Source organism: Lysinibacillus sp. BSL11, assembly GCF_052928325.1.
The window spans coordinates 44,011-69,556 of record NZ_JAVGCX010000004.1 but is presented as its reverse complement, the minus strand read 5'-3'; the positions used below and the strand labels follow the sequence as shown (position 1 = coordinate 69,556).

The following is a 25,546-nucleotide window of genomic DNA, read 5'->3' as shown; positions in this document are numbered from 1 at the left end:
TAATAAGTATGTTTAAACTGGGTTTACCCCATGCTTACGTTGTGAGAATAATAAGTATTTTGACATATAAAGTTCTAAGCGATTTTCTAGTACCTTACGCAGCTCATTAGGCTCAATCACATCATCAATGATAAGCTCTGAAGCTAAGCGATACACATCAATTTCCTCTTGATATTCTTTACGTTTCTCGGCAATGAAGCTTGCTTGCTCTTCTTTTGGAAGTTCTGCAATTTTATTGGCATAGACTGCATTGACAGCAGCTTCTGGTCCCATTACGGCAATTTGTGCATTTGATAAGGCAATACAGCAGTCTGGTTCAAACGCAGGGCCAGCCATTGCATATAATCCTGCACCATACGCTTTACGCACAATGACTGTTAGCTTAGGAACAGTTGCCTCACTCATGGCAAAAATCATTTTAGCACCATGACGGATGATTCCTGCTTTTTCTACCTGAGTACCAATCATAAAGCCTGGAACGTCTGCTAGGAATAACAGTGGGATATTGAATGCATCACAAAGTGAAATAAATTTCGCCGCTTTATCAGCAGAATCATGGAATAGCACGCCTCCCTTAACGCGTGGTTGGTTAGCGATAATGCCGACTGATTGACCATTAATTCGGGCAAGGCCTGTAATTAATTCTGGTGCAAATAATTTCTTAACCTCACAAAACGAATCTTCATCGATAATACGATCAATTAGCTTATACATATCAAATGGAACATTTTGATTTTGAGGAATTAATTCTTCAATAGATTTATCAAATGAAGCCGGTGGTTTAGGAGCCTCTACCTTGCTACGCTCTGCATAGTTATTAGGGAAGTATCCTAAATATTTGCGCGCATAAGTAATAGCCTCCTGTTCGGATTTAACAAGCACATCTCCACAACCCGAAACGGAACAGTGCATTTTTGCGCCACCCATTGTTTCTAAATCTACTTTCTCACCGATAACCATTTCGGCCATACGAGGAGATCCTAAATACATAGAAGCATTTCCTTCTACCATCACCACGATATCGCAAAATGCAGGAATATAGGCACCACCCGCTGCGGAAGGACCAAATAATAAGCAAATTTGCGGAACTTTTCCTGACAGCTTGACTTGATTGTAGAAAATGCGTCCTGCACCTCTGCGTCCTGGGAACATTTCAAGTTGATCTGTAATACGGGCACCCGCTGAATCCACTAAATAGAGTAATGGACAATTCAACTTTTCAGCAGTTTCTTGAATGCGAATCATTTTTTCAACTGTGCGTTTTCCCCAAGAACCAGCTTTAATTGTTGAATCGTTAGCTAGCACACAAACCGTACGACCATGAATTTTACCAATACCAGTGATAACGCCATCTGCTGGTAAATCCCCTGCTAAACAGTTTGCATAGAGCCCATCCTCCGATTGAAGACCATCATCAAGTAAAAGTTCAAGACGCTCACGTACAAATAGCTTGCCTTGTTGTGCATTTTTATCATGATATTTTGGTAATCCACCTGCTAAAATTTTATCTTTCATTGTAGGTGGTGTATTTTCTGTCGAGATATTGCTCATGTTTATTTCCTCCCTTTGCCCAATCGATTACACCAAAATGATTTCTTGGCGTTTTATTTCCCTGAATATTGTGGCGCTCGCTTCTCTTGGAAGGCAAGTAAGCCCTCTAATCGGTCTTCTGTTGGGATCAGTGCACTATATGCAAGTGATTCAATTTTTAACCCGGTAGCTAAATCTACCTCAACACCTTGATTGATCGCAACTTTGGCTTGCACTAAAGAGAGTGGTGCATTTTTTGCCATTTCCAGTGCAAGCTGTTGTGCCTTATCTAATACCTCATGTCCTTCATAAACATATTCGATAATGCCATAATTTTCAGCTTCTTCGGCATTGAGCCTACGTGCTGTATAAATTAATTCCTTTGCTTTACCAAGACCAATTAAACGTGGAAGTCGCTGTGTCCCCCCAGCACCTGGAATAATACCGAGCGAAGTTTCTGTTAAGCCAAGCTTTACATGTGTAGCAGCAATTCGTAAATCACAAGCTAGTGCCAACTCCAAGCCTCCACCAAAGGCTACACCATTTAGGACAGCAATGACAGGCTGTGCAAGTGTTTCAACTTTTGCCACAGTGGCACCAATCAGCTGCACGATCTTCTTCACTTGTTGATCAGACATTCCTTTACGTTCCTTTAAATCAGCACCTGCACAAAATGCCTTTTCGCCCGCACCTGTTAGAAGGACTACACGCACTGCTGGATCTCCATTGATTTGATCAAGCGTGTCAGACAGCTCATGCAGTAATTGAACCGACATAGCGTTAGCAGCTTCTGGTCTTGAAAGTGTAATAAGTCCAATACTATCCTCTAGTAATTCAAAACGAACGAGTTGTGTCATCCCTGATTTGCACTCCTTTCATTGCGGACAATAGCCATTTGCTTTGATGCAACAGCCTTGCCTAACTTCTCTTCAATAAAGAGTGCCGCCTCTAGCACCTTTTGTCGATCTACGCCTGTTTCAATGCCCATCTCATCAAATAAATACAATAAATCTTCTGTGGCTACATTACCTGAGGCACCCTTTGCATATGGGCAGCCCCCTAGCCCACCAAGCGCACTATCAAATTTGGTAATACCCATCTCTAAGGATTTCATAATATTGGCTAATGCGGTCCCACGTGTATCATGAAAGTGCATGGCAAATTTTTCAGCAGGATACCTTTTTAGCAATTCCTCTAAAAGAAACTCAATCTGCGTCGGTACACCAACACCAATTGTGTCACCAAGCGATATTTCAGTCACACCCATCTCCAATAATTTTTCCGTTACTCGTAATACCTTGTCAGGGTGTATATACCCCTCATAGGGACAACCAATAACCGTTGAGATATAACCTCGAACATGTTTCTTTGCAGCCTGAGCTCCTACTACAACTTCCTCTAATATGGGAAATGTATCTTCTATGGTTTTATTAATATTACTTTGGTTATGGCTTTCACTAGCAGACATAAAAATACTTACTTCATCTACTTCAGCCTGCAATGCGCGTTCTAAGCCCCGCATATTGGGTACAAGTGCCGCATAGGTAATATCCTTATGTCTTTTAATGGCTTGCAGAACCTCGACTGCATCTGCCAATTGAGGAATCCATTTGGGATGCACAAAAGATGTCACTTCAATATAATTTAATCCTGTTTGACCTAATAAATTTACTAATTGCACTTTATCAGCTGTTGAAATATGCGTTTTTTCATTTTGTAAGCCATCACGGGGACCAACTTCTTTGATTGTGACTTGCTTAGGTAGCTGCATAAACAAGCCTCCTCTTATTCAATTTCTAAAATATCATCATCAACGTTAATAAAGTCTCCCTCATTGGCAATGATTTTCGTCACTACGCCATCCTCTTCTGCTGCAATTGGAATTTCCATTTTCATCGATTCTAAAATGGCTACATCTTGACCTGCTGTCACTTTCTCGCCCTCTGTTACGACGATTTTCCATACTGTTCCTGCCATGCTTGCTTTTACTGTTGCCATAATCATTCACTCCTAATTTTTTTATCATGTATTCGTCCCTCTATGGAAGCACGAATACATGATCATTGTTATTTTGTTTCTGCTAATTGCGGTAAATAATATTGCTCTACAAATTTTGTTGTCGTATGCCCTTTTAAAAATTGCTCATGTGTGATGGTTTTTAAAAGCATCGGGATATTCGTTTGAATCCCCTCCACTTTATACGCCTTTAGCGCTTGTGCTAATCTTTCACAGGCAATTTCTCTTGTTTCCCCCCACACTACCAATTTACTAATCATCGGATCATAGAATGGTGTTACCACTGAACCAGACTCTACGCCACATTCATGTCGAATTCCTTCACCGGTCGGTAATTCAAGAGTCGTAATGGTACCTGGAGACGGGAAAAATGTCGAAGGATTTTCAGCGTATATGCGCACTTCAATCGCGTGCCCTTCTTTAGTAATATTTTCTCTAGTAAATGTAAGAGGTTGTTTTGCCGCAATTTTTAATTGCTCTTCTACTAAATCAAGCTTCGTAATTTCCTCCGTAACGGGATGCTCTACCTGTAGTCTTGTATTCATTTCTAAAAAATAAAAGTTTTGATCTTCATCAACCAAGTATTCGATTGTTCCAGCATTGACATAACCAATATGCATTGCCGCCTTAACTGACGCTTCTAGCATTTTTTCTCTTGTCTCTTGTGAGATGAACGGGGATGGTGCTTCTTCTACTACTTTTTGATTTCTTCGTTGAATAGAGCACTCACGTTCAAATAATGGAACAACATTGCCTTGATGATCTGCAATAATTTGCACCTCGACATGGTGAGGGTTAGCAATGAACCGCTCCATATACATCGTGCCATCACCAAAGAATGATTGTGCACGCTTTTGATTGCCCTCAAAAGCTTTGGCTAGTTCCTCGGCATTTTCAACTAGTTGCATACCGATACCGCCACCGCCTGCAGATGCCTTTAACATAATAGGATAGCCTAAACGCTCGGCTATGCTAGTGGCTTCTTCTACATCCTTCACAGGCGCTTCTACACCCTCTACAATCGGTACACCTGCAGCTTTCATTGTTTTACGTGCCTCTAATTTACTGCCCATTGAAGCAATCACATCAGCACTTGGCCCGATAAACACTAAACCCGCCTCTGCACAACGTTTCGCAAAATTTGCATTCTCTGATAGTAAACCATAGCCAGGATGAACAGCCTCTGCGCCACTTTCTAGTGCAATTTCAAGAATGCGGTCGATATTTAAATAGCTCTGTGCAACCGGTGGCTTCCCCACACAGAAAGCTTCATCTGCATCTTTCACATGTAAGCTTTCTGCATCTGCCTCTGAATAGATAGCAACCGTATGAATATTTAGGCGCTTGCATGTTCTGATCACACGTCTAGCAATCTCCCCACGATTTGCAATTAATACCTTGTTGAACATATTCACTGCCCCTCCTTACTTTACGGTCATAACGAAATCTTCTCGTAATTTATATTTTTGAACTTTTCCAGATGCAGTCATTGGATAGTTATCAATAAAGAAAATATGTCGCGGAATTTTATGTCTAGAAATTTTATCTCGACAATAATCTCGGATTTCATCCGCTGTAGCCTGCTCCCCTTCTTTTAAAACAATCCAAGCTGCCGCCTCCTCGCCATAAACAGGATCAGGGACACCTGCAACCTGAACATCTGAAATTTTCGGATGTGTATAAAGGAACTCCTCAATTTCACGAGGATATAAGTTTTCGCCACCACGGATAATCATATCCTTTAAACGACCTGTTACACGGACATAACCTGCTTCATCCATTGTTGCTAAATCACCTGTATGCAACCAACCATCCTCGTCAATAGCCAGATCTGTTTCCTCCTGGTTTTTATAATAGCCCTTCATCACATGATAGCCCCTTGTACACAGCTCTCCCTGTTCATTTGTCGGAGCTTCCTCGGTAGTTCCAGGAACAACAATCTTTACTTCTAGGTTAGGTAAAGCGCGGCCAACCGTCTCCACCTTTAACACTAGCGGGTCATCCGTTCTTGTCTGTGTAATAACAGGTGATGATTCTGTTTGACCGTAGCATATTGTTATATCTTTCATGCCCATCTTCTCAATGACCGCTTTCATAACCTCAATTGGACAGTTTGATCCTGCCATGACGCCTGTACGTAAAGTTGAAAGATCGAAAGATGCAAAATTTGATAAATTAAGTTCACTAATGAACATCGTTGGCACGCCATGTAAGGCAGTGCATTGCTCTTGTTGAACGGTTCTTAGTACCTCTTCAGGTGAGAACTCCTGTACTGGTACCATCGTTCCACCACTCGTTGTGATGGCTAATGTGCCTATGACACAACCAAAGCAATGGAAGAATGGAACTGGGATACATAGACGATCCTCTGCCGTTAAACGCATACATTCAGCAATATTGACAGCATTATTGACTAAGTTAAAATGCGTTAGCATTACTCCCTTAGGAAAGCCTGTTGTACCAGAAGTATATTGAATATTAATGACATCATCATAATGGAGAGATTGCTCTCTCTGATCTAACTGTTCCTCGGTTACTTGCTCGGCAGCTGTTAAAACATCTGACCAATTAAGTACGCCGGGGTATTTGGTTTCACCGATTAAAATAACATTTTTTAATAAAGGTAGTCGCTTTGATTGCAAATTACCTGGTTCACAATGTTCAAGCTCTGGACATAACTCTTGCAGTGTATTGATAAAAGAATGGTCTCGATAATTTTCAATTAAAAAAATCGTTTTAGCATCAGATTGCTTCAATAAATACTCCAACTCACTCGCACGGTAATTCGTATTTACAGTTACAATTGGAGCACCCATCTTCCCTGTACCAAATTGAAGCTGTACCCACTCAGGAACATTCGTCGTCCATACTGCGATATGATCTCCCTTTTCAATTCCAAGAGCCATTAAACCTCTCGCTACGTATCGCGCTTGACGATTTAGCTGTTCATAAGTCATGCGTAAATTTCTGTCAGCATAGACCAATGCTTCATTCTGCGGGTACTTTTTTGATTGTTCATCTAGCAATTGACCAATTGTTTGATACACAAGTTCTGCCATGAAGATCCCCCTTATTTATGCTATTTAACTTAACTAATGATGATTAACAGCCAATTAGACGAGAAATAACAAGACGTTGAATTTCAGATGTCCCTTCACCGATTTCCATTAATTTAATATCACGTAAATGACGTTCTACATCGTATTCTTTCATATATCCAGAACCACCATGAATTTGGATTGCTTGATTACATGTACGGAAGCCCATTTCAGAAGCAAATAGTTTAGCCATCGCAGCTTCTTTGCCAAATGGCTTCTTTTGATCTTTTAACCATGCCGCTTTATGTACTAACGTACGAGCTAGCTCTATTTCCATCGCCATGTCAGCTAATTTAAATTGGATCGCCTGTAACTTCGAAATAGGTGCACCAAATTGCTCACGTTCCTTCGCGAATTTTAGTGCCTTTTCATAAGCAGCCTGGGCAATTCCAACAGAAAGAGCAGCGATGGAAATACGACCACCGTCCAATGTATTTAAAAACTGGCTAAAGCCACGTTTTTCATCCCCTAATAGATTTGTTCTTGGGACACGAACATTTTCTAACACAATCTCACATGTATTGGAGCCACGTACACCCATTTTGTCATAATTACAGTTGATTGTTACACCTGGTGTGTTTGTTGGCACAATAATAGAAGAAATAATCTTTTTACCATCCTCACGTTTACCTGTTACCGCCGTTACAATAATTTGTCGAGCATATCCTGCATTGGTGATCCAGCATTTCTCTCCGTTAATGATGTAGTCATCACCATCAATAATAGCTGTAGTACGTGTGCCCCCTGCATCTGAACCAGCATTTGGCTCTGTTAAACCGAATGATCCTAATGTCTCACCCTTAGCTAATGGAACTAGCCACTCTTGCTTTTGTTCCTCTGTGCCGAAGTTGTAAATTGGTGAGGCTCCTAAGCTAACAGCAGCTGCATAGCTTAACCCTGTGCCCCCACATGCTCGACCAATCTCCTCTACAGCTAAAGCATAGGACACCGTATCACCACCTGATCCACCATATTCCTCAGGAAACGGGATACCCAATAAGCCTAGTTCTGCCATCTTCTTAAAGCTCTCTATTCTCATTGTTGATGTCTCATCAACCTCACGAGCATACGGTTTAATCTCCTTCTCAGCAAAATCACGCACCATGTCTCGAATCATTTCTTGCTCTTTTGTTAATTCAAAATTCATCCCTAGTCCCCCTAATGTCGAATTTGCCATAGTAAATGTAGCTTAAGAATAATTGCTTACAGTTAATACCGACTAGTCGGTTTGTAAAAACAAATAATAAAACCAGTGTTTCCTACTGGCTACCCCTTTATTATAAATTGCTTCGCTTCTTCCATGGCTTGTTCTGTCACAATTGCCCGTAATACCATATCGGTAAAAACATCTGTGATTTGCTCCATCGTTAATGGTCCTGATTGCTTAAACCATTTGTATGTCCAGTTAATCATCCCGACAATTGCCATTGTCACAATTGTACAAGGTAATTCGGTACGAAAAACCTTTGCTTCCTGACCCTCTGCTATCACTCTTTGTAAAATATCACGATAGTGATCTCGCTTTTTATGGATGATGTCACTATATTCATCTGAGAGTGAACGACTTTCTTCATAAAAAATCGTAATATGTGCTTGATACATATCAAATACTTGTGTCAGTGTTTGCAGCATGGCACACAAACGTGTGATAGGTGTATCGAATTTGTCATATGCAGCTTGCGATTGTTGAATGACATATGAAATAAAGACATCATGAATTTCATACAACAGTTCATCTTTTGATTTAAAATTATGATAAAATCCACCCTTTGATGCCCCAATGTATTCCACAATACGATCCACTGTTACATTGTGATAACCATCTTGTTGAAACAATTCAACGGAAGCGTCTACAATTCTTTGTTTTAAAGTTTTCTTTACCATAGGCACCTATCATCCTTCATCTAGCTCTATACTTCATCACTCCTTATAATCAGGAAAAATCATTCAAACCCATAAAGTATTCTATTTTTTCCTAATTATAAAAATACTATGACAACATAAATATAGCATTCTCAAAATTTGGTGTCTAGCAACAAAATAGATTTTTCGCAAAATTACGAGCATAATTTTTACATAGAACAGAAATTAAAAGGCTAAAATCACATATACACCATATGAAGTTTCTTTGCTCTTCATGACAATTTTTCTTCCCTTTCTTTTCTTTGCCTATTAAATGCATTTTACATTGCAGTTAAACTGCGAACCCACTCAACCTATGCTATATTTAAAACCATGGAACTATGAAAGGGTGTTAACAATGGCAAAGAGCGTAGTAATTGCTGAAAAACCTTCTGTAGCACGTGATATTGCACGTGTACTGAAATGTAATAAAAAAGGAAATGGCTTCCTTGAGGGAGATAAATACATTGTGACTTGGGCGCTTGGACATCTTGTAACACTAGCTGACCCAGAAAGCTATGATGTGAAATATAAAACATGGAATCTTGAAGATCTACCCATGTTACCTGAACGCTTAAAACTAACGGTTATAAAGCAAACTGGAAAGCAATTTAATGCGGTCAAAAGTCAGCTTACACGTAATGATGTTAATGAAATCATCATTGCTACAGATGCTGGACGTGAAGGTGAATTAGTAGCACGCTGGATACTCGATAAAGTGAAAATTAAAAAGCCTTTGAAACGCCTATGGATTTCCTCTGTTACAGATAAGGCAATTAAAGATGGGTTTGCCAATCTCAAGCCAGGTAATGCATATGATAATCTATATGCCTCTGCTGTAGCTCGCTCAGAGGCAGATTGGTATATTGGGCTGAATGCTACTCGTGCTTTAACTACCCGCTTTAACGCACAGTTGAATTGCGGACGTGTACAAACACCAACAGTAGCGATAATTGCTGCACGTGAAGATGAGATTAAAAACTTTAAGGCACAAACTTATTATGGTATTGAAGCGCAAACAGCTGACAACTTAAAGCTCACATGGCAAGACCAAAATGGTAATAGTCGTAGCTTTGATAAAGATAAAATCGATACACTGGTGAAAAAAATAGGAAATAGCAATGCCATCGTTGCGGACATTGAAAAGAAACCTAAAAAATCATTTGCACCTGGCCTTTATGATTTAACTGAATTGCAGCGTGATGCCAATAAAATCTTCGGCTACTCAGCGAAGGAAACATTGAATATCATGCAAAAACTTTATGAGCAACATAAAGTGTTAACTTATCCACGTACGGATTCTCGCTTTATTTCACAGGATATCGTTGCTACACTACCAGAACGCTTAAAGGCCTGTGGTATTGGTGAATATCGCTCCATCGCCAATAAACTGCTCACTAAACCAATCAAGCCAACAAAGGCCTTTGTCGACGATAGTAAAGTATCCGATCATCATGCGATAATTCCAACAGAGGGCTATGTAAATTATTCAGCTTTCACAGATAAAGAACGTAAAATTTATGATCTTGTTGTAAAGCGTTTCCTAGCTGTTCTACTTCCTGCTTTTGAATATGAACAATTAACATTACGTGCAAAAATTGGCGATGAAAGCTTTATTGCTCGTGGAAAAACGATTTTATCATCTGGCTGGAAAGAAGTTTATGAACATCGCTTTGATGATGAGGACACAGCAGATGACGTAAAGGAACAAATATTACCACGCATTGATAAGGGCGATATGTTAAAAGTAAAGCTTCTTGCCCAAACTTCTGGTCAAACAAAGCCACCTGCTAGATTTAACGAAGCTACTCTTTTATCAGCCATGGAAAACCCAACAAAATATATGGCAACGAATGATAAAAAATTAGCCGACACATTAAAATCTACGGGTGGTCTTGGCACAGTCGCAACACGTGCAGATATTATTGAAAAGCTTTTCAATTCCTTTTTAATAGAAAAACGTGGTGGCAAAGATATTTATATTACCTCTAAAGGTCGTCAACTACTCGACCTAGTGCCAGAGGAATTAAAATCCCCTGCCCTGACAGCAGATTGGGAGCAAAAGCTTGAGCTTATTGCAAAGGGTAAGCTAAAAAAAGATGTATTTATTAGCGAGATGAAAAATTACACAAAGGAAATTGTTACAGAGATTAAGGGTAGTGACAAAAAGTATAAGCATGATAATATCTCTACCAAATCATGTCCTGATTGCGGTAAACCGATGCTTGAAGTGAATGGCAAGAAAGGAAAAATGCTTGTCTGTCAAGATCGCGAATGTGGTCATCGTAAAAATGTCTCACGTACCACAAATGCACGTTGTCCACAATGTCATAAAAAATTGGAGCTTCGCGGAGAAGGCGATGGTCAAATTTTTGTTTGTAAATGTGGCTATCGTGAAAAATTATCTGCCTTTGAAGCAAGACGCAAAAAAGAAGGCGGAGGCAAGGTCGACAAGCGCTCAGTACAAAAGTACTTAAAGCAACAAAACAAAGAGGAACCTGTGAACAATGCACTTGCTGAAGCGTTGAAGGGGTTAAAGTTCGATTAAAAATAAAATATAAAAGAAGAGCATGTTTTGAAAGAAATCGTCAAAACATGCTCTTCTTTATATTAATAGAACTAGTTATCTAAAATTAAATTAATTATCGTACATAATTTTAAACGTTATAGCCAGCAAACCTATTTACTGTGCTTTCTTAAAAGTAAGTGATTTTCCTTTTGTTTCCTTCACCAGCATGATACATGAAATAGAAATGATACTTGATATAACCAAGTAAATTGAAATTGGGATGGAGCTATTAAATTTATTTAAAAGACTTAATGAAATTAATGGAGCCAATGAGCCTGCTAAAATTGGTGCTACTTGATAACATAAGGACAATGCTGTATATCTGATATGAGTTGGGAATAACTCTGTCATTAATGCTGAGTATGGAGAATACGTCATCGATTGAATGAATAAACCAAGAGTAATAGCAGACATAATGATCCAATCATTTCCTGTATCCATCATCGGAAACCCAACAAATCCCCAAAACGCTGTTAAAATGGCTCCTGTAATATAGATAGACTTTCTCCCCCAAATATCACTTAAGTGACCCATTAATGGTATGAAGAAAAAGTGAATAGCATGAGCACCAAACATTAATAATAAGATTTGGGTAGTGTCTTTATTGACGACAAGTTTTAAATAACTAATGGAGAAAGTAACCACCATATAGTATAAGATATTTTCTGCAAAACGAGCTCCAATACCTGCAATTATCGCTTTTTTGTGGTATTTAACCACTTCAATAATACCTAATTGTTGTTTTTCTAATTGCGCTTGTTTTTCTTGTGCTTCTTTGAAAACAGGGGCATCATCTACACTTTTGCGAATCCAAAGTCCAATCAGTACAACAACTGCTGAGAACCAAAATGCTACACGCCAACCCCAATCCATAAATTGCTCAGGGCTTAAGTTTTTAGATAAAAGTAAAAGGATAATTGTAGCTATTAAATTTCCCAGTGGCACACCCGCCTGTGGCCAACTTGCCCAATAACCACGACGATTGTTTGGGCTGTGCTCAGATACTAAAATAACAGCACCACCCCATTCTCCACCAAAAGCAAATCCTTGAATTAAACGTAAAGTAACAAGTAAGATAGGAGCCCAATAACCAATACTATTGAATGTGGGAATACATCCCATTAAGAAAGTCGTTATTCCAACGATGATCAAGCTAATTTGTAATAAATTTTTACGTCCGATTTTATCACCATAATGACCAAAAACAAGTCCACCGATAGGTCTGGCTAGAAATCCTACTGCATAGAGTGCAAATGCAGCTAAGATGCCATCAATAGCATTCCCTGTTTTCTGGAAAAACAATTCTCCAAAAACGAGAGCAGATGCAGTACCATATAAGAAAAATTCATACCATTCAGCTACAGATCCAATCATTGATGCAGCAACAACTTTTTTTAGTTGCTTATTGTCTGTTTTCTCCATATACACTCCCCCATAAAGGCCGATTCAAATTATTATGACTGAACGTACCAAATTACTTTTGTTTGCACATATTGCTCAAGTGCTTCCAAGCCATTGTCTTTACCACCAAAACCTGATTGTTTAAAGCCTCCAAACGGGGTAGTGATATCGCCCTCGCTAAAGCCATTCACAGAAACAGTTCCTGCTTTTATCTCACGTGCCACACGCATCGTTCGCTGAACGTTTTGGCTATAAAAAGATGCAGCCAGACCATAGGTAGTGTTATTGGCAAGTTCAATGGCCTCTTCTTCCGTTTCAAATGTACTAACTGCTAAAATCGGACCAAATACTTCATTTTGGAACAAGGTCATGTTAGCGGTTACATTGTCAAATATAGTGGGTTCAATGTACCAACCACTGCCCATCTCACAGTGAATATTACCACCAGTAACTAAGCGACCACCTTCTTGAATAGTAATGTCGAGGAATGATTTTACTTTATTAAAGTGCGCTTCTTCAATCATGGGACCAATGGCGACCGACTCATCCATTGGATTTCCTACTTTCCAGCTCTTTAAGCCTTCCTTTAGTTTTTCTAATAACACCTCTTTAATAGATTCATGTACAATCAATCGAGAACCACAGCTACAGTTTTCACTCATATTCCAGAAAGCGGCTGATAAAATATGTGGAACTGCCGCATCCAAATCTGCATCTTCAAACAATACTTGTGGACTCTTACCACCGCACTCTAAAATGATTTCTTTAAGATTACTTTCTGCTGAATATTTTAAGAAATATCTACCCACTTCTGTTGAACCAGTGAACGAGACAACATCCACATCCATATGTCTTCCCAAAGGTTCACCTACTTTTTCTCCCAAACCACACACCAAACTTAATGCTCCTTTAGGCACCCCCGCTTCATAAGCAAGTTCAATCATACGGAATGCGCTAAGTGACGTTAATTCCGCCGGTTTTACAATCACAGAATTACCTACTGCCAAAGCAGGTGCTACTTTCCAAGCAAACATTTGCGCGGGGAAATTCCAAGGTAATACTGCACCAACTACGCCAATGGGCTCAGTGACAATCAAACCCAGAGCATCTTTACCTGTAGGAGCAACTTTGCCAAAGACTTTATCAATGGCTTCAGCATACCAATAAAATGTATCAATGGTTGCTGGCATATCAGTATTCAAACATTCTGTAATAGGTTTACCTGCATCTACGCAATCCAAGGCGGCCAATTCTTCACTGTGTTTTTCTAGTAATTGTGCCCATCTAATCATTACTTTTTTTCTCTCACTCGGGGATAATTTACTCCAAGTACCTGTTTCAAATGTTTCTCTAGCTACCTTAACAGCCGCCTCTACATCCTGTGAATTACCATCGGCTATATAGCCAATTATGCTGTTGTCGATTGGAGTACGATTTTCTATTTTACAGTCTGTAGTCGAAAAACCATCAATTAAGTTACCAGCCCAAAGCTTCCCTTCTTTAGCAAGGGCAAAGATTTGTTCTTTTGATACGGTCATTTTATCTTTCCTCCAATTTATTTATTAAAAAAAGCCAAAAACTCCTCTTTTTCCTCTTCTGACAAATCAGATAAAGGTAGGCGCACTGTACCAACTTTGATTTCACCTTTCAGGCAACCTAACTTGGCCTTTTGGTTGTAGTTACCAGATTCCATCGAGTGGATAGCAGGATAGATATCCCTCATGATTTGCCGTGCTTTGTCCCAATCCCCTGCTATGGAAGCATTGAACATAGCTACTTGCTCCTCTGGGAACACATTACCTGCTCCAGCAATCCAACTTTTTGCGCCCCAAAAGAAAAAGTCAATTGGCTGATCGTCACAACCACAAATCACTTCAAAATTCTCAAATGGAGTTTGTAGCAAACGTAATGCACGGCTAAAATCACCACTACTCTCTTTAATAGCAACAATATTCTGATTTTTAGACAAATGCACCACCGTTTCATACTCAATTTCAATGCCGATACGAGCAGGGAAATTGTACATGATAATAGGTAAATCAGTTGAAGCCGCCACTGTTTCGTAATGGGCAATCAAACCACTTTGGTCAGGCAAGCTATAAGGTGTGGGTGATAACATTAAACCTTCATACCCTAAATCTTTAGCCTGTTTGGCACGGTTAACTGCCCCATCAGTTGATAAATCATTAATACCTGCAATTAAGGATATTCGACCTTTAGCAACTTCCGACACCGTTCTTAAAACGGTTTCACGTTCCACTTCATTCAAGGCGTAATATTCACCAGTTGTGCCACACACCACTAAACCATTAACACCTTTGTCAATAAATGTGTTTGTCAATTGCTTTAAAGTTTCTAAATCTAGGCTTAAATCCTGTTTAAATGGAGTCACTATAGGAACCAAAATACCATGAAAATTCATCTTCATTCTCCTTTATTATTTAATAGAATACTTGATTCAACAAATACAATATTGAAGTACAGCTTCAATTATTGAAGATAATAGCACACCGAATTTTCTATGTAAACTAAATTTTCCGAATATTTTTAAATGAAATCTTCTTTTATTTATATATTACACATATTTATTTAAGTGACACTTAAACTCGAATGATCAATCTTTATTGATGATTTAGATTGATTTACACCCAAATTTTGTAACCGTTCTGAAATTAAAGCTTTTGTGTTATCCTTATCAACGTGGCTTCTTCTATTTGGTGAAATATGTAGATAAACGAACACTGCAATAAGAATCATGAGAAGGTAACTACTATTGTATGGTTACTTTAGGGTCTAATTAGTTCTCGGAGTTATTGTGACTAGTCAAATTACAAAATAATAAAATAACCCTTAACATACACCTATGAAATAAATTTACTTAATGAATTTCACCCAAAGATATTTTTCTTGAATAGTAAATAGAACTAATATTTGTACAGGAGTGGAGAACAGTGACTGATATAATTGGAGCAAAAATAAAAAGTTTACGAAAAGAACGGAAGTTAACATTAAAACAAATAGCTGATCAAACGAATCTTTCAATTAGCTTTTTGTCCCAGGTTGAACGATCAAAATCATCCATAACGCTAGAATCATTGAAAAAAATATCTGAAGCACTTGGTGTTAATCCGAGCTATTTTTTTTCAGAGTCTGATGAAAAAATCGCACCTACAGTTATGCGTAATATTATTAGTAAAACGAACACCATGAATAACCAATTTTTTTATAGAGATTTAGCAGGAAACATTGAAAATCCACTCTTTAATCCCATCTTAGTATTATTGAATCCAGGTGCAAATCGAGAGGATTCTTATTCTCATTCTGGCCAAGAATTTCTTTATGTTTTGGAAGGCATACTAACCATTGTCATTGACAAAGAGGAGCATGATTTACATCCTTATGATTGTGTTTTCTTAGATTCAGCCACCCCTCATAATTGGATAAATAAAACAGATTCAATTGTAAAGTTCCTTTGTATTTCAAGTATTCCGATATAATGTTTAGCAGGTTCGTAATACACTTTGCTTGATTAAAAAAATACTCACAGCGCATTGCACACTGTGAGTATTTTTCATGTATACAGTTAATTGCAGACAGTTAGTAATAGGCAAATTCACAATTAAAGTGAATTTGCTCTTTTATTATGCATACTCATCCCTTCGAAACATATCTTGAATTGACTGAATATTCTATATCGAGGGAGGTTTTTAATGGAAGCAAAAAATTTTAGGCCACGTAATGTGATTTTTATGACGGTTGTTGTAGGTGTTTCATTGTTAATTGGCCAAGCTATTTATGTCTTGTTTATTGATGTACCTTTTCCATAAGAAAGATTTATATCTTTAACTGACTAAGTAAATATTTTTCATTATTGATTATTTCTTGATGATTCGGTTTCCATTTTTGTGCCTCTAGATTATGCTGAAAGGCATTTTCAAATAACCGTAACTCCCTGTACAAAAGGCTTAATTGTAGATGTGGAATCCATGTTGAATAAGCACGCTTTTGGATAGTCATTGTATCGGCAGGAGCTTGTTGCAAGGCTTGAGAGTACCAGTAAATAGCCTCTTTATGTTTTAATTGCTCCATAAAAAATTGGCCCATTCGGCAACATGCTTCTGACTTTGGTCGATCATATAAGAAAGATTGCAAAACAGCTTGCTGTGCTTGTTGATCATCATGTAAACGTCGATAGCATTCCCCTACATGTAAACAAGCCTCAATGCGATTATCTGTAGTGCCTAAGTTGCTATCCAAAAATAGGTTGTATTGATTAATAGCTTCTAGGTAACGGTGATGTAATTTTAGTTCATTCGCATAATGAAATGTCTCAATTGCTGAAAGAGAATGTCCATTCTTTATTAATCCCTCATAAATATTTATATTGCGATGAATATCTTTCGTTAACGGTAAATGTGTGACAGCAATATCACTATGATAGAGCTGCCCTGACACCCTTAAATTCTCATGAACAGCACCCTCCCATTGAAAATGATTCGCCCTTTTTACTAGACGAAACTTTCGTTCACTACACTCCACTTCCCCATCACAATCAAGCGTCAAATAATAATCCATTGTTACAGCATCAATAGAGGGAAATAACGATTGCTTTAGTTGGCTGAACTTGTGCTGATTTTCCTTTGTCATAACATCATCAGCATCAAGCCATAAAATATAGTCTTTTGTTGCCTGCTGAAAGGAAAAATTTCTAGCTTTAGCAAAATGATCACACCAGGAAAAGTCATAAATTCGAGAGGTAAAATTTTGGACAATCTCTTTTGTACGATCAGTTGAACCAGTATCAATAATATTAATCTCATCCACGAGGTGCTGAACCGAATCTAAGCATCTTTCAATCGTACATTGTGCATTTCTAACAATCATACATAAACTAATCGTTAACATCTGTCCCCTCCTTAGCGATGGTTTAATTTGTGCTAATGCAGTATTTTATCGAAAAAATTTTTCGATTATCACCTAACTCTGTAAATTTATAATTAAAATAAAAAAACGAACGCGATTTACGTTCGTTTTTTCTAGCAATTGAAATTGAATCAAGATAAATATTGCTCACGCCATGTTAATTGTTCTTCGTCTGTAAGTTGTTGCTCTAAATGATAATCCCATTGATTGAGTAATGTATTCCAAACTCGTACAAATACTATATCCTGTTCCTTATCATAAAGAACAAACTCTAAACATGGGCTATCATTTATTTGCTGAGCTGCTGTTTGAACAATTTTTGCGATGACTTTCTGAGAGCTCCCTTCCTCTTCTTCATCCGATTCCTGTAAAGCTGCAATCACCATGGACTCCTCAAATTGTTCCTGTTGTTCTGCCTCTTTGTCAATATAACGATAAAGCTCTGGCAATTCATCATATTCATCATTCCTCGTATCGATAGTGAGAAACGATTGATGGCAGGGACTAAAGTAAAGCGTAGAGGTTTCTTCCTCTAGTTCTTCTTCAAAAATACCTCGTTCTAGCTGCTTCTGTCCTTTTTCAGTTAGCCTATAGAAATCATCTTCATTCTTCACAAGGTTTACTCGAATCATTAAAGAAACCAAGTCTTCAATAAATAATGAGTCTACCAGCAATAGCTCGCTCAATTCCTGTGCATTGCTAAAATCCGCCTCTTGAATACTAAGCAGAAGCATTGTCATTAAGACATCCATTGTTGAACGACGAACAGGCTCATAGGTCACATCAACTGTTCGAATGGGAATACACCATTCAGCCATTTTGACAATCTTAATATTACGATTCTGCTGAAGCTCACGCATTAGTCGTTGTTGTAATTTTGACAATCTATATCACCAATCCTTCATGATTACGTAAGCCATCGTAGGATTTTACTGTTTTTAATAAATTCGCATACATCTCTCTTGTTTCTTGATGTTTTGCACGTTTTGCAAACATTTCTGCACTTCCAACAAGCAGTAGTAACTCACGTGCACGAGATAGCGCGACATTTAAACGACGATAATCTCTGGCAAAGCCAATATCCCCGCCCTTGGGTGTATTACGAACCATGCTCACTAAAATGACATCCATTTCCATCCCTTGGAATTTATCAACAGTCCCTGTTCTAAATTGCAGATGTGGTAGCTGTAATTCTTGCTGAAGAAGGCGATTAATTTTCTTTACTTGCTCACCGTAGAAACTGATGACACCAACGCTTTTTTGAGCATCCTGCGGCATACGCCCTGCTTCTTTTGCTGCCTTCACCGCTTCATTGAGATCTAGTAAAATACGTCGAATTGTGAGCAATTCTCCTTCATTAAAACGACTCGTTCCGCCTTTTACTTGCTCCTCTAAATAAGGTTTTTCTGTTGGAATATCAATCCACAGTAAATGGTCATCACGTTTTATAAACTGCCCTTCTAAGCCGTGATCTCTTGCTGCATCCGAATCTGGTAAGCCACATTGCAAGCCATTTTCTTCTTCCGCATAAAATGGTGTGATACTTTGCATGATTTTCTCATGCATGCGGTATTGCAATGCTAGCATTTGCTTATGCGTTGGTGGCAAATTATTAAATAAACGCTCAAATAATGATTCACGCAACAGATTTTTTAATTCCTGTGCGCCTTCAAAGTTTGGATTTTCTTCTAGCATTGCCTTCAATGTTTCCTCCAGCGTATCATCCCCAAGTAATGGTGGTAGCTGATGATGATCACCTACTAAAATAACTTTTTTCCCCTTTAGCATTGGTAAGAGCAATTCTGGTGGTGTTGCCTTTGAAACTTCATCAATAATAACCACATCAAAGGTCGGATAATTTTCCATAAACTCCTTACTGGCAGAAGCTACGCATGTTGTACCAATAACGTTCGCATGACGTACATACAGTTTTCGAATTTCATCTAAATCATACTCTGTTGCGTTTTGTAATTTTTCACGCCATTGTTCTTGTAGTTTTTTGTGAAGAGGTAGCTGTTTTTCCTGACGTTGGAATGCTTCGATTGCTTGCTTTGCAGTTTGAATAGCTTCCTTCACCTCTTCAGCAGTTCGTTCTGGCATAGATTGTAAAAGCTTTGTATAGGTAGCTAGTTGCTTTTCTTTCTTCAATCCAGCTATATTAATATCTTTTATCTGTTCTTCTATAAGCGTTAGCTGCTGTTCTACTTCCTGCATGTTTGTTTGGACAGTCTGTAAAGAGGCTTGTTTAGGAACGAGTTGTACTTTAGCCTGCTCCACTGCCTCAAGCTGCTGCTTTGCTTGTAGAAGAGACTCTCTAGCTTGGGAGGCAAGAATTTTTAAATAGTCTACAGATTCTTCTGGTTCTTCAGTAATCTGAAAGGCGTTTGCTAATTGTTGTAACCGCTCTGTATGCTGTAAAAATGGTTGGAGCTGCCGCTGGTAACTTTGCACATCAAAGCTAGTTATTGCACACTCCTGATGAATTAAAGTTACAAGATTTTTACGAAAAGTTTCGTATTCCTGATCTTTATGCTCTTGCTGTTGCTTTAGTGCTATCCCCTTTTGCCAAACAAAATCACGACGCATATATAACCCGAGCAAATAACTTTCAATAACATCACTTGCGGGTGCTTGACCATCTTGAAAAGCCGTGTTTAATTGTGCGAATACACCAGTAAGGTTTTGCAAAGAAAACGATTGTACTGGTTGTAGTCTACTTTTAGCAAGGGCACGCTCCTTGACTTCATGCGTGACCAAAGCCTCTAGCTTCACAATTGCTTTTTGTAAACGAGCATTAATCGTTGACCATGCCTCTAAATCTTTCGCATCCTCTAAATGCTGCAAGCGACCTATTTGTTGCGAAAGTACATGAGAAGGGCGAATTTGATAATGTTGTAAAAAACGCTGAATAAGGTCAAATGAGGTTAAGGTGTATATATATTTTTGCGCTTCCTTCATGATTACTAGACGATTGCTTTCGATTTCATATTTCTGCTGTATCTCTTCAAATTGCTGTGTTAACTGGTGCTTTTGTTCTTGTAGTTCTTTATATTGAGCAGCAGCCTCTAGATGTTTCACTTTTTCAGTAGTTTTCTGAATCGTACCCTGTAGTTTCTCGACTGAAGGGTAATCAGCAAGTGTCTGTTCAAGCTGCTGTACAATTGGCTCAATTTGTGCGAGCTGTTTTTCATAATGCTCTTTTTGAGTCTCACATGTTTGTTGCTCTGTTTTAGCAACCTTCAATTCTTTTTTTAATGCTTGAATCTCCTGCTGTAAAATGGGTTCTTCAATAGCTGCCTGCTCTTTTGCAGCCATTTCCTGTGTTAATTGCTCAAGCCATTGCTCTAATTTCTCTAGCTCATCTTTTGCTTTTACAAGGTTTGCTTCTAGCTCTTGCTGACGTTCTGGAAATATTGTAATTGCTTCTTCAATCGCAGCAAGTGTCTGCGCACGCCACTGAAGCGCCACATTTTCCTCTATAAATTTTTTACCCTCTTCCTCAATACTTTCCGTTCTACCATAGCGTAAAATTCGAATTTCTTGATTGGACAGTAAGCGTCCTAATGCATTATCTACAGCTAAATTAGACTGTGAGGCAACAAGTGTTTTTAAGCCTGCTTTAACATTTTGCTGACAAATCTCTGAAATGACAGTTGTTTTCCCCGTACCAGGTGGACCCTGAATGACATACAAATCCTCAACTGATAGTGCACCTAAAACGGCTCGTCGTTGATATTCATTTAAATTATTATGAAATTCAATATCTTCGCGTAGCTTGGATGCACGAACTGTAGGGCGTCTCTCAAACAGTATTGTTTCTAAATTAGGGTTTACTGCCTCACCCTTTTCTAGCTTTGTAAAACCATTACGTAGTCGTCGAATTTGGCTTAATGTTGCAAAATTACTAAAGCTCGCTTGTTTTGAACGAAGATTCAGTCCGTCCTTACGAGCCAAATCCTGTATAAAAGGCTTTACATCAATTTCTACCGTTTGCTTTCCTGCATTAGCCTTTATAACCTGTCCTATTTCGCCTCGAATTCCTTGAATGCTAACACTTAACCCCTCTAGCTTTTTCCATTCTTTACTCTTTATGTAGGGACATACAATAGTTAAGCGTGTAAAGTCTTCATTGAAATAGCTTTGCTTAAATTCTGTATGAATATCATCAATGGTTGCATCTCGTTCTTGTATTTTTAAATAGCCTTCCCAGCTGGCTATACGTTTTTTTACATACTCTGTACGTTCTTCTGCAATCGGTAGCTGTCTTATTTTGGTGTGCAGCTCAAGTGGAATACCTGCTCCATTATTAGGCTTTGTCACAAATTGTAATGCGGCTGCTAAGCGACGATTTGTGTTAATAGGTCCACGCATATGGACAAATCGAATATTGGTTGCCAGCAATCCTTCCACCTTTAGCACACAATCCATAATAACCGTTTTCTCAGCAAGAAGATCGCTTAATTTTTCATTGTCCTCCGCATTAAAATAGATGGATAAAAAGGTTTCACCAACTGTTTTTGCTTTTCGTTTTTCAATATAGACAGTAAAAGATCTTTGTAACGCAAAAAAGGCATGCTCGTTTGCTGAGCATTCCTCTACCGCTTCCTTCGCCTTATTGGTCAAAATAAGATTACAGCGTTGTTTTTCTAGTAAAGCGATGTCCTGCATGAGCAGCCCTCCTTCCTGAGTCACTAAAGTTTTATTTTATCACATACTAAAACAATACTTACAAAGAAAAATCCCCTGCACAGTGATTTCTTACCACCGTACAAGGGCTATCTTAATGTTGGTCAATTGTTTCTTTGGGCAAGTTCTTGCTCATTTCACAGTATTGAACAAATACACGAGCTAATTCACGTAAACGACTATGAACGTCTGCGTCTACAATATTATTATCTGCATCAAAATGTGATGTATGTGTATACACATAGTTTGGCGTAACAAGCGCTCGGAAGTAGTCTAAAATAGGTTTTAGCTGATTTTCGACTACAAGGTGATGCTGATATGTGCCTCCATTTGCAACAATGGATACGGGCTTATAGCGCATTGTTTTAGGGTGTAAGAAGTCAAAGGCATTTTTCAAAACGCCTGGAATAGACGCTTGGAAAATAGGCGTTGCAATAATGTAAGCGTCTGCCTCCTCAAATTGTTGAATCATTTTTTTCATATCATCATTTAATGGAGAACCATCCACAATTTGATGCTTATATTGACTAAAATGCATCATTTCTAACTCGAAACTAGCATCTAATTCTTTAATATATTGCTCCACTTGCTCTAAAATAGCACCAGTTTTACGACCAAACATCGTGCCATCTACGAGTAAAATTTTCATCTTTACTTTGCCTCCACATTCATCTTCTACAATAATATTGTAACAAATGAAAAGTGGCTCGGAAAGGATTGTCATGACAATTGATATAAATTCAGTCTTTAGACGGAACGAGAATTTAATCCCTAAATTAATTATCCTGATCACGTTGTCGGAAATGGACTTCCTTATCAATGACCGTTTCCTCAAGTTTATATTTATCTCGATTAATGACAACCTCCCGATTAACTTTCTCGCCTTCATTCAGCTTATCCCAATTAAATAATGTTTCTCTTGAAATGTCCTCTTCTGGTACTTCCGGATAATCTAATGTTGCTAACTCATCTGATGGATAAATAGTGACTGGCTGTTGTTTACCATATAGGGCAATAATAATCATAGCCTTTGCCACTTGTGTAGCTTCAATTGCTCTAGAACGTTTTAAAGGTCCAATTAATAAAGGCTGTGCAAGCTTTAATAATTTTTCTCCTGCCTTTTCTCCTAATCGAAATTCATCACGGTTCCCTACTAAGAGTGAGGGGCGAATAATGGAAAGTCTTTGTAAGCCTAGTTCCTCTAAATCACGCTCAAGTTTGCCTTTAACTCGATTATAGTAAAATGGAGAATTCTCATTAGCTCCCATTGCCGTAATCACAAGAAAATGAGGGATTCCCCGTTTTTTTGCTAAAGATGCAATTGCTAACGGGTATTCAAAATCTACCTTTTCAAACATTTCACGAGAGCCTGCCTTTTTAATGGTTGTACCTAAGCAACAATACAATTCATGAGCAAATCCTATATCGTTTTCTTCTATTCTATCAAAATCACGAATTTTCACTTCTAACTTTGGATGCATATAAGTTAGCTTTCTTCGTGCAATAACTGTTACTGAAATATACTCATCATTTTCACATAATTGTTCAACTAGAGCGGAGCCGGTTAAACCAGTCGCCCCTACAACAATCGCTGCACGCATACTCATTTTTTCTCCCGTCCTTCTACTTATTGATAGTATATCAATTACGGCTCACTCTAAAAGCTCGCCTTCAAATTCTTGACACCCTGCGTTGACCTTATCTTGACACATCGGAGTTAAGCAAAACATGCCATCATCTCCATTTGTAAAGAGATTTTTCTGAACCAAGATAAAGACCTTCCAGTTGTTATGTATATTTCTACAATTCGCCTTTCTATATATATCGACCATTTTTTGGTGATTAAAACTGTTTAAAGATAGCTATTTTAGAAGATTCCTCTAGAGACATTCATGAGCAAATCCTAAATTTTACACATACTTGCTCTTTCTTCGCCATAATTTAAAGAGACAGAGGAAAGGATGGGATACATTTGCAAAACGAAACACACGCAATTGAACCAAAAAAAACGATTGTTTTCATTATTGAAAGCTGTATTGATAAAGGGCTGTATCCTTTTGAACGGGTTTCAACATTAGCTAAACTACTTTCGAATGAGAAGGTTTTTATCTTTGTAAAGACTCCTTCAAATGACGGAATCCAAATTTTAATGAATGAAGGAGTTTCTCCTATTCTATTTGATCACTTTAACGAATTACCTAAGCAAATCAAAGGACTTCAACCTGATTTAATTGTTAGAGATGGGCGAAATTCTGAAGGCTGGCAAGTAGAAGAATTACGACCTTTCTGCAAAACAATTATTCATTTTGATGATTTTGGTGAAGGTGGCCAAGCCTGTGATTGTGTACTACTAGCACTCTATCAAGAAGTGAAAGATTATTTACCAGCACATTATATTGGTGGAAGCTTTGTTTTTGCCCTGCCAGATGCTTATCAGCATTTCGATAATATATCTGATAGTAAAACACCTGAAAATCCGCCTCATATCGTTGTCGCTTTCGAGGATGGGGACGAGCATAATTTAACGTATCGAACACTTCGACACCTAACTCAACTACAAATACCACTACAAATTACAGTTATGATTGACGAAAGCTATCGCCATGCAACGGATGACTTGCAAATGATGGTACTTAGTCGTCGCAATACTGCTATTCTTCGAGATAAAAATGCACTCCTCAAACTACTACCTAAAGCAGATGTCATTATTTGTAATGCTAACTATACACCTTATAAGATTGCCTCTTTTGGCGTGCCATGCATTACACTTGCGCAAACTGAAGCTGAGCTTTTACATGCTTTCCCTCGTGAGCATAATGGCTTTATCCATCTAGGACTTGGTCGAAAAATGAAGCAATCACAAATCCAAAATGCTGTCATGGAATTTCTTTTACACGAAGCTCGCAGTGAACGAGCAGTGAGAAAACAGCGACAACTCAATCTTGCTGATAATAATGAAACACTTCAAGCATTACTCTTAGATTTTGCTTATGATCGTCATAATATCGCTTCTACTTAGTGCTACTTCCAAGATGATTATGATACAATATATAAGAATTTTTCACTCCAACACCTCTTACAGAAGTTGGACATAAGTAAATTCAACAAGTACCCGATTGATTTTAAAGAATAAGCGGTGGGGGATTCTTAAAACCTCCATCGCTTTTACACGCATTCACTATAAAAATAGTCTCAAAAGGAGTAGTCTTCATGCCAACAAAAAGTGATATTGAATACCAAATTAGAGAGTTAAAAATGGACTATATGAATTTACAAGGTGATATAGAAAAGTTGGAGTCTACTGGGCACAACGATCAGGTAGCTAAGGCAGAGCAACGTCTTGCGAATATGGAAGCTCAATTAGCAGAACTTAACAAGCAGCTTGCAGAACTATAAAATGTAAACAAGAAAGATAGTTGGA

20 protein-coding genes are annotated in these 25,546 nt (G+C 38.2%); 4 read left to right on the top strand and 16 right to left on the bottom strand.

All coding sequences use genetic code 11. The features are described from left to right. Positions 1-12: 12 nt before the first annotated feature. The 8 genes from RCJ95_RS05945 to RCJ95_RS05910 all read right to left on the bottom strand — a co-directional run bounded on the left by RCJ95_RS05945 (position 13) and on the right by RCJ95_RS05910 (position 8,528). Positions 13-1,551 (bottom strand): acyl-CoA carboxylase subunit beta, encoded by a 1,539-nt coding sequence (locus tag RCJ95_RS05945; RefSeq protein WP_004225528.1) that lies wholly within the window; start codon positions 1,549-1,551, stop codon positions 13-15. A 53-nt stretch (positions 1,552-1,604) separates the two neighbouring features. Further along, on the bottom strand, positions 1,605-2,387 hold the full coding sequence (locus tag RCJ95_RS05940) for an enoyl-CoA hydratase (RefSeq protein WP_257521068.1): 783 nt from the start codon (positions 2,385-2,387) through the stop codon (positions 1,605-1,607). Beyond that, entirely contained in the window at positions 2,384-3,301 is a 918-nt protein-coding gene (locus RCJ95_RS05935) for a hydroxymethylglutaryl-CoA lyase (RefSeq protein ID WP_369354274.1), read from the bottom strand. Before RCJ95_RS05935 ends, RCJ95_RS05940 begins: the two co-directional genes overlap by 4 nt. Before the next feature lie 14 nt (positions 3,302-3,315). Further along, positions 3,316-3,528 carry an acetyl-CoA carboxylase biotin carboxyl carrier protein subunit gene (locus tag RCJ95_RS05930; protein WP_004225532.1) on the bottom strand — a complete coding sequence of 71 codons (213 nt, stop codon included), beginning with the start codon at positions 3,526-3,528 and terminating at the stop codon, positions 3,316-3,318. A gap of 68 nt (positions 3,529-3,596) precedes the next feature. Further along, a complete protein-coding gene (locus tag RCJ95_RS05925) occupies positions 3,597-4,955 on the bottom strand; it encodes an acetyl-CoA carboxylase biotin carboxylase subunit (RefSeq protein ID WP_369354273.1) in 1,359 nt (452 codons plus the stop codon). A gap of 15 nt (positions 4,956-4,970) precedes the next feature. Further along, positions 4,971-6,605, bottom strand: coding sequence for an AMP-binding protein (locus tag RCJ95_RS05920; RefSeq protein WP_221679110.1), 1,635 nt, complete (start codon positions 6,603-6,605; stop codon positions 4,971-4,973). A 43-nt stretch (positions 6,606-6,648) separates the two neighbouring features. Continuing rightward, positions 6,649-7,791, bottom strand: a complete 1,143-nt coding sequence (locus tag RCJ95_RS05915) for an acyl-CoA dehydrogenase (protein WP_004225536.1) — start codon at positions 7,789-7,791, stop codon at positions 6,649-6,651. 119 nt (positions 7,792-7,910) lie between these two features. Beyond that, positions 7,911-8,528 (bottom strand): TetR/AcrR family transcriptional regulator, encoded by a 618-nt coding sequence (locus RCJ95_RS05910; RefSeq protein ID WP_131520718.1) that lies wholly within the window; start codon positions 8,526-8,528, stop codon positions 7,911-7,913. 376 nt (positions 8,529-8,904) lie between these two features. On the opposite strand from RCJ95_RS05910, the gene RCJ95_RS05905 reads away from it, so the two are divergent. Further along, positions 8,905-11,094, top strand: a complete 2,190-nt coding sequence (locus RCJ95_RS05905) for a DNA topoisomerase III (protein ID WP_221679108.1) — start codon at positions 8,905-8,907, stop codon at positions 11,092-11,094. 135 nt (positions 11,095-11,229) lie between these two features. On the opposite strand, the gene abaF is transcribed toward RCJ95_RS05905, so the two are convergent. Genes abaF through dapA form a run of 3 tightly spaced genes read right to left on the bottom strand, consistent with a single transcriptional unit; the run spans position 11,230 to position 14,938 of the window. Beyond that, on the bottom strand, positions 11,230-12,537 hold the full coding sequence (abaF, locus tag RCJ95_RS05900; RefSeq protein WP_221679107.1) for a fosfomycin efflux MFS transporter AbaF: 1,308 nt from the start codon (positions 12,535-12,537) through the stop codon (positions 11,230-11,232). Between the two features lie 32 nt (positions 12,538-12,569). After that, positions 12,570-14,054, bottom strand: a complete 1,485-nt coding sequence (locus RCJ95_RS05895; RefSeq protein WP_221679106.1) for an aldehyde dehydrogenase — start codon at positions 14,052-14,054, stop codon at positions 12,570-12,572. A gap of 17 nt (positions 14,055-14,071) precedes the next feature. Beyond that, a complete protein-coding gene (gene dapA / locus RCJ95_RS05890) occupies positions 14,072-14,938 on the bottom strand; it encodes a 4-hydroxy-tetrahydrodipicolinate synthase (protein ID WP_221679105.1) in 867 nt (288 codons plus the stop codon). 529 nt (positions 14,939-15,467) lie between these two features. Between dapA and RCJ95_RS05885 the strand changes: the two genes are divergently transcribed. Next, a complete protein-coding gene (locus RCJ95_RS05885) occupies positions 15,468-16,013 on the top strand; it encodes a helix-turn-helix domain-containing protein (protein ID WP_446722018.1) in 546 nt (181 codons plus the stop codon). Between the two features lie 337 nt (positions 16,014-16,350). Here RCJ95_RS05885 and RCJ95_RS05880 read toward each other — a convergent pair whose 3' ends face one another. From RCJ95_RS05880 to RCJ95_RS05860, 5 genes are all read right to left on the bottom strand, one after another. Then, complete coding sequence (locus RCJ95_RS05880; protein ID WP_257521061.1) at positions 16,351-17,421, bottom strand: glycosyltransferase family 2 protein; 1,071 nt, start codon at positions 17,419-17,421, stop codon at positions 16,351-16,353. 149 nt (positions 17,422-17,570) lie between these two features. Further along, positions 17,571-18,323: a hypothetical protein gene (locus tag RCJ95_RS05875; protein ID WP_221679102.1), complete on the bottom strand. Its 753-nt coding sequence runs from the start codon at positions 18,321-18,323 to the stop codon at positions 17,571-17,573. A 1-nt stretch (position 18,324) separates the two neighbouring features. Beyond that, the gene (locus tag RCJ95_RS05870; RefSeq protein ID WP_320940037.1) at positions 18,325-22,107 is read right to left on the bottom strand and encodes a DEAD/DEAH box helicase; all 3,783 of its coding nucleotides are present in this window, start codon (positions 22,105-22,107) and stop codon (positions 18,325-18,327) included. 112 nt (positions 22,108-22,219) lie between these two features. Continuing rightward, positions 22,220-22,774 carry an NADPH-dependent FMN reductase gene (locus RCJ95_RS05865; protein WP_221679100.1) on the bottom strand — a complete coding sequence of 185 codons (555 nt, stop codon included), beginning with the start codon at positions 22,772-22,774 and terminating at the stop codon, positions 22,220-22,222. A 127-nt stretch (positions 22,775-22,901) separates the two neighbouring features. Further along, positions 22,902-23,732 carry an oxidoreductase gene (locus RCJ95_RS05860; protein WP_221679099.1) on the bottom strand — a complete coding sequence of 277 codons (831 nt, stop codon included), beginning with the start codon at positions 23,730-23,732 and terminating at the stop codon, positions 22,902-22,904. A 365-nt stretch (positions 23,733-24,097) separates the two neighbouring features. On the opposite strand from RCJ95_RS05860, the gene RCJ95_RS05855 reads away from it, so the two are divergent. After that, a complete protein-coding gene (locus tag RCJ95_RS05855) occupies positions 24,098-25,144 on the top strand; it encodes a PseG/SpsG family protein (protein ID WP_221679098.1) in 1,047 nt (348 codons plus the stop codon). Positions 25,145-25,335: 191 nt separating this feature from the next. Beyond that, the gene (locus RCJ95_RS05850) at positions 25,336-25,521 is read left to right on the top strand and encodes an SE1832 family protein (protein ID WP_004225556.1); all 186 of its coding nucleotides are present in this window, start codon (positions 25,336-25,338) and stop codon (positions 25,519-25,521) included. Positions 25,522-25,546: the final 25 nt, after the last annotated feature.

Excerpts from the sequence above, each read along its gene's own strand:
- RCJ95_RS05945 (WP_004225528.1), bottom strand. The coding sequence starts at position 1,551 with ATGAGCAATATCTCGACAGAAAATACACCACCTACAATGAAAGATAAA.
- RCJ95_RS05940 (WP_257521068.1), bottom strand. The coding sequence starts at position 2,387 with ATGACACAACTCGTTCGTTTTGAATTACTAGAGGATAGTATTGGACTT.
- RCJ95_RS05935 (WP_369354274.1), bottom strand. The coding sequence starts at position 3,301 with ATGCAGCTACCTAAGCAAGTCACAATCAAAGAAGTTGGTCCCCGTGAT.
- RCJ95_RS05930 (WP_004225532.1), bottom strand. The coding sequence starts at position 3,528 with ATGGCAACAGTAAAAGCAAGCATGGCAGGAACAGTATGGAAAATCGTC.
- RCJ95_RS05925 (WP_369354273.1), bottom strand. The coding sequence starts at position 4,955 with ATGTTCAACAAGGTATTAATTGCAAATCGTGGGGAGATTGCTAGACGT.
- RCJ95_RS05920 (WP_221679110.1), bottom strand. The coding sequence starts at position 6,605 with ATGGCAGAACTTGTGTATCAAACAATTGGTCAATTGCTAGATGAACAA.
- RCJ95_RS05915 (WP_004225536.1), bottom strand. The coding sequence starts at position 7,791 with ATGAATTTTGAATTAACAAAAGAGCAAGAAATGATTCGAGACATGGTG.
- RCJ95_RS05910 (WP_131520718.1), bottom strand. The coding sequence starts at position 8,528 with ATGGTAAAGAAAACTTTAAAACAAAGAATTGTAGACGCTTCCGTTGAA.
- RCJ95_RS05905 (WP_221679108.1), top strand. The coding sequence starts at position 8,905 with ATGGCAAAGAGCGTAGTAATTGCTGAAAAACCTTCTGTAGCACGTGAT.
- abaF (WP_221679107.1), bottom strand. The coding sequence starts at position 12,537 with ATGGAGAAAACAGACAATAAGCAACTAAAAAAAGTTGTTGCTGCATCA.
- RCJ95_RS05895 (WP_221679106.1), bottom strand. The coding sequence starts at position 14,054 with ATGACCGTATCAAAAGAACAAATCTTTGCCCTTGCTAAAGAAGGGAAG.
- dapA (WP_221679105.1), bottom strand. The coding sequence starts at position 14,938 with ATGAATTTTCATGGTATTTTGGTTCCTATAGTGACTCCATTTAAACAG.
- RCJ95_RS05880 (WP_257521061.1), bottom strand. The coding sequence starts at position 17,421 with ATGTTAACGATTAGTTTATGTATGATTGTTAGAAATGCACAATGTACG.
- RCJ95_RS05870 (WP_320940037.1), bottom strand. The coding sequence starts at position 22,107 with ATGCAGGACATCGCTTTACTAGAAAAACAACGCTGTAATCTTATTTTG.
- RCJ95_RS05865 (WP_221679100.1), bottom strand. The coding sequence starts at position 22,774 with ATGAAAATTTTACTCGTAGATGGCACGATGTTTGGTCGTAAAACTGGT.
- RCJ95_RS05860 (WP_221679099.1), bottom strand. The coding sequence starts at position 23,732 with ATGAGTATGCGTGCAGCGATTGTTGTAGGGGCGACTGGTTTAACCGGC.
- RCJ95_RS05850 (WP_004225556.1), top strand. The coding sequence starts at position 25,336 with ATGCCAACAAAAAGTGATATTGAATACCAAATTAGAGAGTTAAAAATG.